The 14,820-nt window shown below is 72.6% G+C and carries 13 protein-coding genes; 4 read left to right on the plus strand and 9 right to left on the minus strand.

Going from position 1 to position 14,820, the window contains the following annotated elements:
* Positions 1-163 precede the first annotated feature (163 nt).
* Entirely contained in the window at positions 164-796 is a 633-nt protein-coding gene (locus ACWC5C_RS09905) for a ScbR family autoregulator-binding transcription factor (RefSeq protein WP_450874948.1), read from the plus strand.
* 12 nt (positions 797-808) lie between these two features.
* Here the strand turns inward: ACWC5C_RS09905 and ACWC5C_RS09910 are convergent, their stop codons facing one another.
* From ACWC5C_RS09910 to ACWC5C_RS09950, 9 genes are all read right to left on the minus strand, one after another.
* Positions 809-1,612, minus strand: coding sequence for an endonuclease I family protein (locus ACWC5C_RS09910; RefSeq protein WP_450874949.1), 804 nt, complete (start codon positions 1,610-1,612; stop codon positions 809-811).
* Between the two features lie 135 nt (positions 1,613-1,747).
* Positions 1,748-2,446, minus strand: coding sequence for an SDR family NAD(P)-dependent oxidoreductase (locus ACWC5C_RS09915; protein WP_450874950.1), 699 nt, complete (start codon positions 2,444-2,446; stop codon positions 1,748-1,750).
* Positions 2,439-3,635, minus strand: coding sequence for a sialidase family protein (locus ACWC5C_RS09920; RefSeq protein ID WP_450874951.1), 1,197 nt, complete (start codon positions 3,633-3,635; stop codon positions 2,439-2,441). Before ACWC5C_RS09920 ends, ACWC5C_RS09915 begins: the two co-directional genes overlap by 8 nt.
* Before the next feature lie 185 nt (positions 3,636-3,820).
* On the minus strand, positions 3,821-4,840 hold the full coding sequence (locus ACWC5C_RS09925) for an aldo/keto reductase (RefSeq protein WP_450874952.1): 1,020 nt from the start codon (positions 4,838-4,840) through the stop codon (positions 3,821-3,823).
* Positions 4,837-5,721 carry an ATP-binding cassette domain-containing protein gene (locus ACWC5C_RS09930; protein ID WP_450874953.1) on the minus strand — a complete coding sequence of 295 codons (885 nt, stop codon included), beginning with the start codon at positions 5,719-5,721 and terminating at the stop codon, positions 4,837-4,839. The genes ACWC5C_RS09925 and ACWC5C_RS09930 overlap by 4 nt, the downstream gene beginning before the upstream one ends.
* Positions 5,718-6,578 (minus strand): ABC transporter ATP-binding protein, encoded by an 861-nt coding sequence (locus ACWC5C_RS09935; RefSeq protein ID WP_450874954.1) that lies wholly within the window; start codon positions 6,576-6,578, stop codon positions 5,718-5,720. Before ACWC5C_RS09935 ends, ACWC5C_RS09930 begins: the two co-directional genes overlap by 4 nt.
* Positions 6,578-7,534, minus strand: coding sequence for an ABC transporter permease (locus ACWC5C_RS09940; RefSeq protein WP_450874955.1), 957 nt, complete (start codon positions 7,532-7,534; stop codon positions 6,578-6,580). The genes ACWC5C_RS09935 and ACWC5C_RS09940 overlap by 1 nt, the downstream gene beginning before the upstream one ends.
* 3 nt (positions 7,535-7,537) lie before the next feature.
* The gene (locus ACWC5C_RS09945) at positions 7,538-8,467 is read right to left on the minus strand and encodes an ABC transporter permease (RefSeq protein ID WP_450874956.1); all 930 of its coding nucleotides are present in this window, start codon (positions 8,465-8,467) and stop codon (positions 7,538-7,540) included.
* A 3-nt stretch (positions 8,468-8,470) separates the two neighbouring features.
* Positions 8,471-10,045, minus strand: coding sequence for an ABC transporter substrate-binding protein (locus ACWC5C_RS09950; protein WP_450874957.1), 1,575 nt, complete (start codon positions 10,043-10,045; stop codon positions 8,471-8,473).
* Between the two features lie 187 nt (positions 10,046-10,232).
* Between ACWC5C_RS09950 and pdxA the strand changes: the two genes are divergently transcribed.
* From pdxA to ACWC5C_RS09965, 3 genes are all read left to right on the plus strand, one after another.
* Positions 10,233-12,479, plus strand: coding sequence for a 4-hydroxythreonine-4-phosphate dehydrogenase PdxA (gene pdxA, locus ACWC5C_RS09955; protein ID WP_450875142.1), 2,247 nt, complete (start codon positions 10,233-10,235; stop codon positions 12,477-12,479).
* A gap of 70 nt (positions 12,480-12,549) precedes the next feature.
* A complete protein-coding gene (locus ACWC5C_RS09960; protein ID WP_450875143.1) occupies positions 12,550-13,350 on the plus strand; it encodes a DeoR/GlpR family DNA-binding transcription regulator in 801 nt (266 codons plus the stop codon).
* 490 nt (positions 13,351-13,840) lie between these two features.
* The gene (locus ACWC5C_RS09965) at positions 13,841-14,809 is read left to right on the plus strand and encodes an alpha/beta hydrolase (RefSeq protein ID WP_450874958.1); all 969 of its coding nucleotides are present in this window, start codon (positions 13,841-13,843) and stop codon (positions 14,807-14,809) included.
* Positions 14,810-14,820 lie beyond the last annotated feature (11 nt).

Here is a 14,820-nt window from a genome sequence, read left to right on the forward strand (position 1 = left end):
CGACCGGTGGGACCGGTCGGCTCCGAAAGGCCGCGAGCCTCACGAACGATCACCATAAAATACTAATAATGTTTGACCTGTCTGTCCTCATCACCATCGGCGGCCGAAAGTCCGCTAAGTTCACTCCGTCACACCCGACCGGCTGATGAAGGACGACGAACACGTGCAAGAACGGGCCGAACAAACACGCCGGTCTCTTCTGGAAGCGGCCGCATCGCTTTTCGACGAACGCGGATACGCCGGGACGAGCATCAGCGACATCACCGCCCGGTCGGGTCACACGAGTGGCGCCATCTACTTCCACTACACCAGCAAGGAGAGACTCGCCCTCGCCGTGGTGCAGGAACACTTCGCCACCTGGCCGCCCCTGATCGACCGGCACACCGGGTTGCGGGTGCCCGCGCTGGAGCAGCTCATCCGGCTCAGCTTCGCGGTGGCCCGCGCCTTCCGTGATGACATCGTGGTGCGGGCGGGGGCCCGGCTGTGGACTGAGCGCTCGCTGATCGCGGCACCGTTCCCGCCCCCGTTCATCGGCTGGATCGACGCCATCGGGGCCATGCTGGAACGGGCCCACGGCGAGGGCGAGCTGGCCGCCCATGTCGATCCGCTGCCCGCCGCCCGGACCATCGTCTGCGCCTTCTTCGGTCTGCACACGGTGTCCGAGGCCCTCGACGGGCGGCGGCTCGTCGAGGACCATCTGGCCGAACTGTGGACCCTGCTGCTGCCCTCGCTGCAGGCCGCCCCCGGACACCCCGGGCACACCGCCGAACTGTTGGCGGCGGCCCGGGGCGCGTGAGGCGGGACCGGGTTACTTCCAGATCTCGCCGACCCACTCCGGGTGGTCGATGAACGGGTTCCGGTTGTGCTGGAAGTCGTCGTAGATGACCTGGTTGCGCTTCTTCTCGAAGGCGTCCGGCGGGTCCTCGTCGCTCCACTTCTTCAGCACGGAGAGCCGTCCCATAAAGGGCTGGCTGCCGTTGTCGACCTTGTCGTTGGGCTCCAGGTCGGGGAAGCCCTCGCCACCCTCGTAGCGGACCGACATGTACAGGATCATCCGGGCCACATCGCCCTTGACCTGGTCGCGGGGCTCGAAGGAGTCGTCGTCGGTGCGGTTGCCCGGCGCCTCCTCCACCTCCGAGCCGCCCTCGTCGAAGTCCTTGTTGCCACGGGTGCTGTTGACCGAGACATCGGTCGGGCGCAGATGGTGGATGTCGGTGCCGGGTCCGGTGGCGGTGCCGAAGTCGCCGTGTGACTTCGCCCAGACGTGTTCGCGGTTCCAGTCGTCGGCGTTTCCGCCGTTCGAGTCCTTGCTCTGGGAACGGCCGGTGTAGAGCAGGACGACGTTGGCGGAGTTGTCCGGGTCCTCGTCGGTCTTCTTGAGGGCGTCCCAGACCTCGTCGTACGAGAGTTTGCTGACGTCCTTGCTGATGATCTGGTGCAGGGCGTCCTTCAGCGGTTCCCCGGTCTTGCCTATCGCGTCCTGGTAGTACGTGTCGTCGTACGCGGTGGCGGTGGCGGTGGGTGCCGCGGTGGCCGGGGTCTGCGCCGTGACGGCTACCGTCACGACTCCGGCCAGCAGCGCCAGGGATTTCCAGCGGGTCACACGGGTCATGTGTGGTGTCCTCTCCCCGATTACGACCGTTGTTCGATCACCGAAAAGAGTGTCAGACACAGGATCGTCCAATGGTGAACATCAAGAAGAGATTCCGTGTCAGGGCCATGACCGCGTGAGCCCTGGGGGTGGTCGTCAGAGCGAGGCGCCCCCGCATATCACCAGCGTCTGACCGGTCACCGAACCGCCCTCCGGGCCCAGCAGGAAGGCCGTCAGACCGGCCACCTCCTCGGGGCGTACGAGCCGTCCGAGCGGCGGCATGACGGGCGGGGTGCGGCTGCGGCCCGGGTCGCGCAGCATCGGGGTGTCCGTGGGCCCCGGCGCCACCACGTTCACGGTGACCCCGCGCGGCGCCAGTTCGGCCGCCCAGGACCGGGCCAGGCCGGTCAGCGCCGCCTTGGTGGCCGCGTACTGGCTCTTGCCCGGTACGCCGGTCATCGTCCGGCTGCCCACCAGCACCACCCGTCCGCCGTCCCGGACCCGGTCCACCAGCGTGTCCGCCAGGACGGTGGCCGCCTGGACGTGGATGCGCCACATGAGGGACCCGTCCTCGGCGTCGAGTTCGCCCAGCCGGGCGGAGCGCTGGACGCCCGCCGCGTGGACGAGGGCGTCCAGCGGGCCGTCCTCGGCCATCGGGGTGAGCGCCGTGGGCAGCTCCTCCGGCCGGGCCAGGTCGGCCGGGAGCCAGCGCAGCCGGTCGTGCGCGTGGGGCGGGGCCGTGCGGCTGATCCCGGTGACCCGCCACCCCTCGTCCAGCAGCCGGGTGGCGATGGCGGCGCCGATGCCGGAGCTGGCGCCGGTGACCACGGCGTGGCGGTGGCGGGGCTCAGCCATTCGCGGCCCAGTCCGGGCTGACGCGGACGTACTTGATGGCCTGGCGGTGATATGTGTACGCGATGTGCAGGGTGCCGTCCGGCGTCTGCCGGATGGTGGGATACGACAGCTCCCGGTTGAGCCGGTCGCGTGAGTTGTTGGTCAGGCAGTGTCCGTCGCCGACGTCGAGATCCCGCCGTACGGGCCAGGTGCGGCCGCCGTCGGCGGAGAGCGCGAGGGTCATGGGCGCCCGGGGCGCGCCCCAGAAGGCCCCCGGCGCATCTTCTCGCTGCGCGGCCGGAGTGTCCCCCGCCAGCCCATCCTCATCGATCTCGTCGTAGAGCGAGACCCGGCGGGCCGTCGCGTCCGCGCGGCTGCTGTGGTTGTAGACCAGCGCCAGCCGTCCGTCGCCGAGCGGGACGTACTGCACGGAGGAGTTGTTGTTGGGCAGCTCCGTGGGCTCCGGCTCGCTCCAGCTCTCCCCGCCGTCCGTGCTGTACGAGCGGTACACCGCATCGGCCCAGCGGCTGCGGAACAGGGCCAGCAGCGTGCCGTCCGGGAGCGGGTGCACGTTCATGTGCACACAGCCGGTGGAGCCCGGCACGGACCGCTCCCGCCACGTCCTGCCCTCGTCGTCGCTGATCATCACCGCGCTGGTGTCGTGGTCGCCCACCCACTTGACGCCGGGCGTGGCCACGCAGTGGAACACCGGCAGCAGCCACCGCCCGTCGTCCAGTACGGCGATCGGCTGACGGATGAACACCCCGCCCGAGCCGGTGGCCGGGAAGAGGGTACGCGGCGCGCCCCAGGTCTCCCCGCCGTCCCCCGACACCCGCACCCGCACCTCGGCGGTGTCCTGGTTGCCCGCCTGCTGGGCGGTGTAGAGCAGCCACAGCTCACCGGCCGGGGTGGGGAACAGCAGCGGATTCTGCTCGGAGCGCGCCGGGTCGTCGGAGAGCCGGACGGGCTCCGACCAGGTGTCGGCGTCCGGTGCCAGCCGGGAGAACCACACGGAGATGTCCGGCACGCCCTCCTGGGTCCCGCCGAACCACACGCACCCGAGGTCGCCACCGGGCAACACGGTCAGATTGGCGGCATGGTTCTGGACGGCGGGCGCGGGCAAAAACGCCTCCAGCCGCCCCGAATCCCCCTGCCGCGGCCGCAGCCGCCCGTCCGTCAGCGGTATCGCGATGTCATGTTCGCCGGTCATGGTCGCCGTGCTCCCTCGTGGTGTGCGGTGGTAGATCTGCGTACGTCATCCCCCGGTCGCCCCCACCCCGGGCACGCCAGGGCGCCACCCGGCACCCGGCCGCGCGGGGACATGCCCGAGGCGTTCGCGGGGCCGGGGGCGGAGCCCCTGGGTTCGGGGAGGGGCGGGGTGGGGGAAGCCACGGGTTACCTGTTGTACGCGGGCATCGGGCCCCGCAGCCTCGCGCCCACCTCGTCGCACGCCGCCACCACGTCCTCCGGCAGTGGCCCCGCGGTCGCCGCCGCCACGTTGGCGCGCAGGTGCTCCAGGCGGGAGCCGCCCAGGAGCAGGGCGTCGACCCCGTCGCGGCCCAGGAGCCAGCGCAGTGACAGGTCCGTCAGGGGGATGGACGCCTCGTCCGCGATCCGGCCCAGGTCGCGGACCGCCTCGAAGAGGCGGGGGTCCCAGTAGCGCTGGCGGTACATCGCAGCGAGCTTGGAGTCGCCGAAGCGGCCGGACTCGGGGGTCTCCTCGAAGGCATGACGGCCCGTCAGCAGGCCGCCGCCGAGCGGGTTGTAGACCATCGTGCGCAAGCCAACGGTGGCCGCGTACTCCCGGTACTCCTCCTCCACGCGCCGGGCCAGCAGGTTGTACAGCTGCTGCGCCACCACCGGGCGCGGGGCACCGACGCGGTCGGCGGTGTGGGTCAGTTCGGCGATCTGCCAGGCGGCGTAGTTGGAGACGCCGAGTGCGCGGATCTTGCCCTCGGCGACGAACTCGGCGACCGTGCTCAGCGTCTCCTCCAGCGGCGCCGCGCGGTCGGGCTGGTGGAGGTAGAAGAGGTCGACGTGGTCGGTGCCGAGGCGGCGGAGGCTGCCTTCGAGGGCCGCGCGCATGCCGCGCGCGGACAGCGGGGAGTGCTCACCGGCGTCGGCGTGCGGCATCCCGGCCTTGGTGGCGAGGACGATCCGGTCGCGGCGGCCGGGCAGCAGCTCGGCGAGGATGGTTTCGGTGACGCCCCCGGCGTACGCGTTGGCGGTGTCCACGCCCGTCACCCCGGCGTCGAGCGCGGTGTCCAGCATCGCCTCGGCGCCCGCCCGGTCCACCGTGTCGCCGAAGGTCATGGTGCCCAGCACCAGCCGGGACAGCGGCACCGGGGCACCGGGCACGCTCACTCCGCCGGGGGACGCCTGGGAGGTGGTGTGGGTCTGCGCGTGCGCGTTCACTGCGTTGCTCCTGAAGTTCGGTGATGGTCCTGGCCAGGACCACGGTCCTGACCATGGTCCTGGTCGGTCGCGATCGCGGACACGAGGGCGCGCGGTTTGCGTCCCCGCATCGTCGCCGGGTCGAGCGCCGCGCGCCGCAGCGCCCTGGTGTACGGCTGGGTGGGCGCGGCGAGCACATCCGCGGTCGGGCCGGTTTCGACGATCCGCCCGCCGCGCATCACCACCACCTCGGAGCTGATCTCGCGGACCACGCCGAGGTTGTGGGAGATGACGATGTACGCGAGGTTCTGTTCGGCCTGGAGTTCGCGCAGCAGCTGGAGCACCTGGGCCTGTACGGAGACGTCCAGCGCGGACGTGGCCTCGTCGCAGACCAGCAGCTCGGGCCCGCTGGCCAGGGCGCGGGCGATGCCGATCCGCTGGCGCTGGCCGCCGGAGAACTCGGCGGGGCGCCGCTGGAGGGCGCTGGTGGGCAGGCCCACCTGGTCGATCAGCTGGGCGGCCCGGCGGCCGCGCTCGGCGGCGGACCGCGTCCCGGCCAGCCGCAGCGGCTCGGCCACGATCTCCTCGGCGGTCAGATGCGGGTCCAGGGATCCGTACGGGTCCTGGAAGACCATCTGCACCCGGCGCCGCAGCGGCCGCAGCCGCCGCTCGGGCAGGGACGCGATGTCCGCGCCGTCGAGCAGGATGCGCCCCTCGGTGGGGCGCAGCAGCCGGACGATGGCGCGGGCGATGGTGGACTTGCCGCAGCCGGACTCGCCGACGATGGCGAGCGCGCCGCCGGGCTCGACGGTGAAGCCGACGCCGTCGACCGCGCGGAACACGCCGCCCGGGACCGGGTATTCGACCACCAGGTCCTCGACGGCCAGCAGGGGTGTGGTCATCGCGAGGCCTCCTCGGGGGATGGGGCGGCGGGGGTTTCGTCCCAGGGGCCCAGAGTGGGGACGGCGGCGAGCAGATCGCGGGTGTACGCCTCGGCGGGGTGTTCCACGATCTGTTCGACGGGGCCGGATTCCACGAAGCGGCCGCCGCGCATGACATGGATGCGGTCGGAGACCAGCCGGGCCACCCCCAGGTCGTGGGTGATCATGAGGATGCCGATGCCGGTGCGTTCCTGAAGCTCCATCAGGAGGTCGAGGACGCCCGCCTGGACGGTGACGTCGAGGGCGGAGGTCGGCTCGTCGGCGACCAGCAGCTCGGGTTCGGCGGCGAGCGCGATGGCGATGAGGACGCGCTGCAGCATGCCGCCGGAGAACTGGTGGGGGTAGGCGCCCCACCGGGTCTCGGGGCGGGGGATCCGTACCCGGCCGAGCAGGTCGATGCCCTGGGCGCGGGCGTCGGCGCGGGACAGCTCCGGGTGGCGGATGCGCAGCGCCTCGCCGAGCTGGCGGCCGATGGTGTGCACCGGGCTGAGCGCGGTCATCGGGTCCTGCGGGATGAGGGAGACGCCACGGCCGCGGATCCGGCGGGCCGCGCGGGGGTCGGCGATGACGTCGACGCCCCGTACGCGGGCGGTGCCGGACAGCACGGCCAGTCCCTCGGGCAGCAGCCGCAGCAGGCCCATCGCGGTGGTGGACTTGCCGGAGCCGGACTCGCCGATGAGGGTCACGGTCTCGCCCTTGGCGAGGGTGAAGCCGACGCCGTCGACCGCGCGGACCACACCGCGCTCGGTGATCAGCTCGATCTGGAGGTCCTCGACCTCCAGCAGCGGGGCCTGCCGGTCACTCGTCGCGTCGCTCATCAGGAGCCCTCCGTCGTACGTCGCCGGGTACGGTCGCGCAGCCCGTCGCCCAGCAGGTTGACCCCGACCACCAGCAGCGCGATCACGAGGCCGGGCAGGGTCACCAGCCACCAGGAGGTGGTGATGTAGTCCTGGCCGTCGGAGATGATGCGCCCCCAGGTGGCGAACGGCCGCTGGGGTCCGGCGCCGAGGTAGCTGAGCGCGCTCTCCAGCAGGACGGCCTGGGCGAGCAGCAGCAGGACGACCAGGGACGCCTGGCGGACGATGTTGGGGATGATGTGCCGGGCCAGGATGGCGATCTGGCGCAGCCCCAGCACCCGCGCGGCCGCCACGTACGGTTTCTCGCGCTCCACCAGCACCAGCGAGCGGGTCAGCCGCGCCACCTCGGGCCACTGGGCGATGGCGATGACGCAGGTGATGACGGTGACGGACGGGCCGAACAGGGCGACGACGAGCAGCAGCATCATCAGCAGCGGCAGCGACATCTGCGCCTCCAGCAGCCGGGAGACGATGGCGTCCACCCAGCGGCCGAAGTATCCGGCGGCGGCGCCCGCGACGATGCCGATGAGGCCGGAGACGAGGACGGCGAGCACACCGATCGACAGGGACACCTGGCCGCCGTGCAGCACCCGGGAGAGCAGGTCGCGGCCGAGCTGGTCGGTGCCGAAGAGGTGGCCGTCGGTCAGCGGGGCCAGCCGTCGGCGGGCGAGGTCCTGGTCGTTCGCGCCGGGCAGCGGCAGCACCTGCGCGAGGGCGACGGGCACCACCACCAGCAGGGTGCACACCACGCCCGTCCACAGCTTGAGGCTCGCGCTGCGGCGGCGCCGGGTGGCGGCAGCGCGGGCCAGGTCGCGGGCGGTGACCCGGCTGGGACGGGGCGCGGACGTGACCTGGGCGGTGGCCTGGGCGCGCGAGGGGGAACCGGCGGGGACCGGGGGTTCGAGGGCGCCTTTCATGGCTCAGGCCGCCTTTCCCAGGCGTACCCGCGGGTCGAGCAGCGGGTAGGCCAGGTCGATGAGGAGTTGGACGAGGACCGCCAGGGCGGCGGTGACCAGGACGGTCGCCTGGATCAGCGGGTAGTCGCGGGTCTCCAGGGCGCGGACGACCAGCGAGCCGACGCCGGGCCAGCCGAACACCACCTCGACCACCACCACACCGTTGAGCATCGCGGCGAACCGGGTGCCGAGCGCGGTGAGCACCGGGATGGCCGAGTTGCCCATGGCGTAACGCCAGGTCAGGGCGCGTTCGGAGACACCCCGGGAGCGGGCGGTGGTGACGTACGGCGAGCTGAGGGCCGCGGCCATCTCGCGCCGCACCAGCCGGGAGATGAGCGCCATCTGCAGGGTCGCCACGGTGACGGTGGGCAGTATCAGGCCGCTCCAGGTGGTGAAGCCGGAGGCGGGCAGCACCGGCATCAGCACGGCGAAGACGGTCAGCAGCATGACGCCGGTCCAGAAGTCCGGCATGGACTGTCCGGCGATGGTCAGCACATTGGCGCCGAGTTCGCGCTTGGTGTCGGCGCGGCGGGCCATCCACACCCCCAGCGGCACGGCGACCAGGGTGGTGAGCAGGATCGCGGAGAGGGCGAGGGTGATGGTGTACGGCACCCGGTCGAAGACCACCTCGAAGGCGGGGGCGTGGAAGGAGTAGCTGGTCCCGAGGTCGCCGGTGAACAGATCGCGCAGGAAGACGCCGTACTGGGTGAGCAGGCTCTGATCCAGCCCGAACTGTTCACGGATCCGGGCCAGATCCGCGCTGCTGGGGTTCGGTCCGGCCAGGGCGGCGGCCGGGTCGCCGGGTGCCATGCGCACCAGGACGAAGACGGTGGAGAGGGTCAGGAAGATGGTCAGGACGCTCTGGCCAAGGCGGCGTATCAGATAGCGCGGCACGGCTCAGCCCTCCAGGCGCACGGCGGCGAGGTCGTAGGAGTTGAGCTGCAGGAGCTTCACGTCCCGGACCCGGGAGCGGCGGGCCAGCACCACGTCGGGGACGAAGGCCCACAGACAGGGGCGGGTGTTCCAGATGTCCTTCTGGACGGCGGCGAGCTTGGCGTTACGGGTCTTCTCGTCGGTTTCGGCGGAGGCGTCGGCCAGCCGGTCGGCGATCTCCGGGAAGACGTAGCCCTGGTAGGTGTCGCGGGTCTTCTCCTTCTCCTTGGTGCCGCCGTACATGCCCTGGAGGCTGGTGCTGGCGTGTCCGGTGGGGACGGAGAAGCCGTTGCCGAGGACGTCCCAGTCGCCGCGGCGGCCCTGCCGCCACTGCTGGATGTCGCCGCCGGGCTCGAACTGCTGGAGGGTCGGGCGGACTCCGGCGTCGCGCAGCATCTCCAGGACGGCTTCCATCACCGAGGTGTCGCCGGGGAACTCCCCGGACTCCCAGATGATCTTCACCTTGAGGTCGCGGTGGCCGAGCGCGGCGAGCTGCTTGCGCGCCTTGCCGGGGTCGTGGACGTAACCGCCGGTGCGTATCGCGCCCTTGAGTGCGAGCGGGACCACGCCCTCGGCCTGCTGGGCGGAGCCGGTGAGTACGTCGTCGACGAGGGACTTGCCGTCGATGGCGTAGCTCAGCGCCTCGCGTACGCGCGGGTCGGCGAGCGGATGGCCGCGCGGTTTGCGGAAGTTGAAGAACAGCTGGTTGACGCGGGTGCCGGTGGTGCGGTCGAGGCGCACCCCGGGCAGCCCGCGCAGCTGCTCGGCCGAGTCGGGGGTGATGGTGTCGATGACGTCCAGCTCGCCGCTGCGGAGGGCGACCACCCGGCTGGACTCCTCGGGGACGAATCGGACCCGGATTCCCGGGGTGGCGGGGCGCCGCCCCCAGTAGCGCCGGTTGGCGGCGAGCGCGTACTCACCGGTGCCGGAGTTGGCCGAGGTGACCACGTACGGTCCGGAGCCGACGCCACCGCCCAGCTCCTCGGGCCGGTTCTTGGCGGCCGGGCTGATGAGGATATTGGCCATCAGCTGGTCGAGGATGGGGACCGGGCGCTTGGTGTGGAGGTAGAACGTCCGCTCGTCCACCGGCTCCAGCGCGGGCCGCTCGGGGAAGAGGCCCACGATGAACGAGCCGTTGACGCCCCAGTACATCTTCAGCGCGGTCGCCACGTCCTTGACGGTGACCGGGCTGCCGTCGGAGTAGCGCACCCCGGCCCGCAGCCGCACCGTCCAGCGGGTGGGCTCGGTCATCTCGAACCGGTCGGCGAGCACCAGCTCCGGCAGCAGGCCCTTGCCCATCCGGGTCAGGCCCTGGCGGACCGCTCGCTGCACCGTGACGGCCGCGTCGAACTGGTTGAGCTTGTTGTCGAGGCTGACCAGGGAACGGTTCAGCCCCAGGCTGATGGCGCCGGGGCCGGGGCCGCCGGTGGGGCCCGCGCACCCGGCGAGCGGGGCGAGGGCGAGACCTGCGGAGGCGCCCGCTCCGAGGCGGAGCATGGCCCGGCGGCTGATGTCCGGGGCTTGGAGGATTCGGGTCATCGTCGACCTCTCGGCAGTACTAGGTGTCGCGGCGGTCACCGTGACATGGCTGCGCGCTTTACGCAATACCTCTCGCGCGGTTCGCGCAACGTGTGTCATCATCGAGACTGCGGCGACAGCGTGTCCGCTGCCTGACCACGTCTGATCGCTCCCCCTGTCATGGCCATTCAAGGAGGTACCGGTGGAGATGCCGCCCTTCCGGAGGCTGCTGGCCATCGCGGACGACCTGTCCGGCGCCGCCGAGACAGCCGCCGGACTGAGTTCGCGCACAACGCGCAGTCAGATCCACCTTCTGGGGCCCGCCGGAACGCCTCCCGAGGAGCGGGCCTGCGCGGAGGTGACCGTGCTGGACCTCGACTCGCGCCACCTCCCGCCGGAGGACGCGGCCGACGCGGTCCGCGCCGCGCTGAAGTCCGCGCCGGGCGCGCTGGTCCTGAAGAAGATCGACTCGCTGCTGCGGGGCAATGTCGCCGCCGAGGTCGCCGCGCTGGCCGCGGACGGCGCGGGCGTGGTCGTCGCCCCCGCCCTGCCGGTCGCGGGGCGCGTGGTGCGCGCGGGTGTGGTGCACGTCGGCGGGGTGCCGCTGCACGAGACCGACGCCTGGCGCGCCGAGGCCACGCCCCCGCCGTCCTCACTGCCCGAAGCGCTGGGCGGCCTGCCCACCGCCCTGATCCCCCTCGCGACCGTCCGCGCCCCACGGCCCGCCCTGCGCTCCGCCCTGCGCGCGGCGGTGGCGGCGGGCCGGGTGGCGGTCTGCGACGCGGAGACGGACACCGACCTGGACGCGATCGTCGAAGCCTCGCTGTCCGCCGCCCCACCCCCGCACCTGGTGGGCACCGGCGGCCTGGCGACGGCCCTGGGCCGCCACCGGACAGCACCCGGCGGCGCGCACGCCGACGCGTCAGCGCGGGCAGAAGCCGCCACCGACCGGCCCCTGCTGGTCGTCGTCGGTACCGCCGAGCCGGGCGCCGTCGAGCAGGTGCGCCGACTGGTCGCCGATGGCGCCGTACACGTCCCGCTCGACCTGGCCGGTCTGCTGGCGGAGCCGCCCGAGGCCGCCCTGCCCCCGCTGACGGCCCCCGTCACGGTCGTCACCATCGCCCCGGCCGAGGCCCCAGGGCCGCCCCGGCGGCTGGTGCACGGGTTGGCCCGGACCGTCGGCGCCGCGCTCGCGGAGCACGCGGGCGGCGTCGACCTCGTCCTGACCGGCGGGGAGACGGCGCGGCGGGTGCTGGACGCGCTCGCCGTCGACCGGCTCGACCCCGTCGGGCAGGTGCACCACGGCGCCGTACACCTCCGCACTCCCGACGGGCGGTCCGTCGTGACCCGCCCGGGCAGCTTCGGCGATCCCGATTCGCTGCGTCACATCGTCCGGGCGCTGCGCCCCCACACCCGAACGGAAGGTCCGTCCATGCCGCCCAAGAACCCCTCCACCAGCCCGCTTCCGCTCATCGCGGTCACCATGGGCGACGGCGCGGGCATCGGCCCCGAGGTGATCGTCCCCGCCCTGCTCGCGCCGGAGACGCTGCGGCGCTGCCGTCCGGTGGTCATCGGGGACGCGGAGCGGCTGCGGCAGGCGGCCCGGCTGCGCGACATCGCGTGCGACATCGTCACGGTCGGGGCGCCCGCCGAGGCCGAGTTCACGCCGGGCCGGATCAACATCGTCGACCTCGGGCTGCTCCCCGCCGACCTGCCCTGGGGCGAGCTGTCGGCGGTCGCCGGGGACGCCGCGTACCAGTACGTACGGACGGCCGCCCGGCTCGCCATGGACGGTGAGGTGCAGGGCATCTGCACCGCGCCGCTCAACAAGGGGGCTCTGCACGCGGGCGGGCACTTCTTCCCCGGCCACACCGAGCTGCTGGCCCATCTGACCGGCGTCGAGGAGGTGTCGATGATGCTGGCCACCCCCACGGTGAAGGTCATCCACGTCACCACCCACATAGGGCTCATCGACGCCGTCAACAAGATCGAGCCGGGTCTTGTCGAGCGCACCGTGCGCCGCGGCCACGACGCGATGGTCCGGGCCGGGACCCCGGAGCCGGTGATCGGGGTGTGCGGGATCAACCCGCACGCCGGGGAGAACGGGCTGTTCGGCTACGGCGAGGAAGAGGAGAAGATCGTGCCCGCGCTGGAGGTGCTGCGCGGCGACGGCATCGACGCCCGCGGACCGCTTCCCGCCGACACCGCCTTCTTCCTGGCCGGGCGCGGCGACTACGACCTGATCGTGGCGATGTACCACGACCAGGGGCACGGCCCGGTCAAGGTGCTGGGCCTGGAGGCCGGGGTCAACCTCACCGTCGGACTCCCCGTCATCCGCACCTCCGTCGACCACGGCACCGCGTTCGACATCGCCGGTACCGGCAAGGCCGACGCCGGTAGCATGATCGAGGCGCTGCGGCAGGCCGCCGACATGTCGCCCTCGCCCGCCAGCTGAAGCCCTGAAGCTCTGAAGCCTTGAAGCCCTGAAGCCACATGATCGAGAAGATCGAGAAGGACGAGTGACATTGCCGGTACAGGGAGCGCGGGCCCGGCGCGACCAGATCGTCCACCTCGCGACGACCACGGGCCTCGCCAGTGTGGAGGAGCTGTCCCGCACCTTCGGGGTCACCGCCTCCACCATCCGCCGCGACCTCGCGCAGCTGACCGCCGACGGACGGCTGGCGCGGACGTACGGCGGGGCGATGGCCCTGGTCGCCCACCCCGAGGCGTCGCTGCGGCAGCGCACCGGCGAGGCGTTCGAGGCGAAGCGGGCCATCGCCCGCTGGGCGGCGTCGACCATCCGTACCGGCGAGACACTGCTGCTGGACGCGGGCTCGACCGTCGGCGCCCTCGCCCATGAGCTGCGCACGGCCGAGGAGCTGACGGTGGCCACGACCGGGCTCACCGCGCTCCAGGAGCTGGCCGACGTGGAGTCCGTCCGGGTCGAGTGCCTGGGCGGTACGCTCCGCCCGCTGAGCCAGAGCTTCCTGGGCCCGCTCGCCGAGGCGGCGTTGGAGCGCATGACGTTCGACCGGGTCTTCCTGGGCGCGGACGGGGTGACGGCCGAACACGGCATCTGCGAGGCGGATCTGCGCCAGACCCGGCTGAAGGAGCTGATGGCCCGGCGCGCCGAGCGGGTGTACGTGCTGGCGCACGCGGCCAAGGTCGGCCGGCGCCCGTTCCACACCTGGATACGGCTGCCACCCGGCTGGACCCTGGTGACCGACAGCGGCTCCGACGAGGCGGAGATCCGGGCGCTGCGCGCCGGGGGCGTCGAGGTCGAGATCGTGGACGCCGCGACGTCACGGCGAACCGCCGAGGAATAGTGTGGACAGGGGGCGATCGGGCACCCGCCCCGAAGATGACGTGACCACCGTCTCGCGAGCTTTTGGAGGACACTGTGGCACGGCAGACCGACCCGACTTCCACCGCCGCCGACCCGACGCGGCCCGACCCGGTGCCGCCGAGCCCGACCCCCTCGCCCGGGCCGGGCGGACCCGAGCCGGGGCCCGTGCCAGGGCCCGTGCCCGGACCGCCGCCGGGGCCACCGCCGGACCCGGTGCCGTCCCCTCCGCCGGAGCCGCCGAGCCCCACGCCGGGGCCGCCGCCGGGCCCGTCCCCGGATCCCGTACCGCAGCCGCCGGGCCCCGATCCGGTCCCCGACCCGTCCCCGGCGCCGGGCCCGCTGACCTGATCCGGAACCCAGATTCGTCACCCAGATCCGCAACCCGCCCCTCCCCCCGCTGGCGTAAGCGGAAGGGTGCGGGCGCGGCGGCGGTGAGATGGTCGGAATCCCGGACCCGTCGAGGAGCCGAGATGCCGCGCACCACACCGCCCCGCCCCGTTCTGGAGCCCGCAGCCACCGCGCTCGCCGAGGCCACCGCGAAGCCGCCGTACCTGTACCAGATGTCGCCCGCGGAGGGCCGCAGGACGGTCGACGAGCTGCAGTCCGGTGAGGTGCCCAAGCCCGAGGTGGACGAGGAGTGGATCAGCGTCACCGGGATTCCGGCCGGGAGCGTGAAGGCGCGGATCATCCGTCCGCCGAATGTCTCCGGGACCCTTCCGGTGATTCTCTACGTCCACGGCGCGGGCTGGGTGTTCGGCGACGCGCGCACCCATGACCGGCTCGTCCGGGAGCTGGCGGTCGGCGTCGGCGCGGCCGTGGTGTTCCCCGAGTACGACCTCTCCCCCGAGGCCCGCTACCCGGTGGCACTGGAGCAGTGTTACGCGGTCGGGCAGTGGATCGTGGCGCACGGCGAGGGCGCCGGGCTGGACCCGGACCGGCTCGCGGTGGCCGGGGACTCGGTGGGCGGCAACATGACCGCCGCGCTGACGCTGCTGGCCAAGGAGCGCGGCGATGTCTCCCCCATCCAGCAGGTGCTGTTCTACCCGGTGACCGACGCGAACTTCGACACCGGCTCGTACGAGCAGTTCGCCGACGGCTACTACCTGACCCGCGAGGCCATGAAGTGGTTCTGGGACCAGTACACCACCGACCCCGCACAGCGCGCCGAGATCACCGCCTCCCCGCTGCGCGCGGACGCCGACCGGCTCAAGGGGCTGCCGCCCGCGCTGGTCATCACCGGTGAGGCCGATGTGCTGCGGGACGAGGGCGAGGCGTACGCGAACAAGCTCCGGGACGCCGGGGTGCCGGTGACCGCGCTGCGGATGCAGGGCATCATCCATGACTTCCTGATGCTCGACGCGCTGCGCGACACCCATGCGGCACGGGCCGCGCTCACCCTGGCCGTGGACACCCTGCGCGACGCGCTCGGCACCGCCTGAGCCCGCCGCCG

Source organism: Streptomyces sp. NPDC001700 (assembly GCF_053596435.1).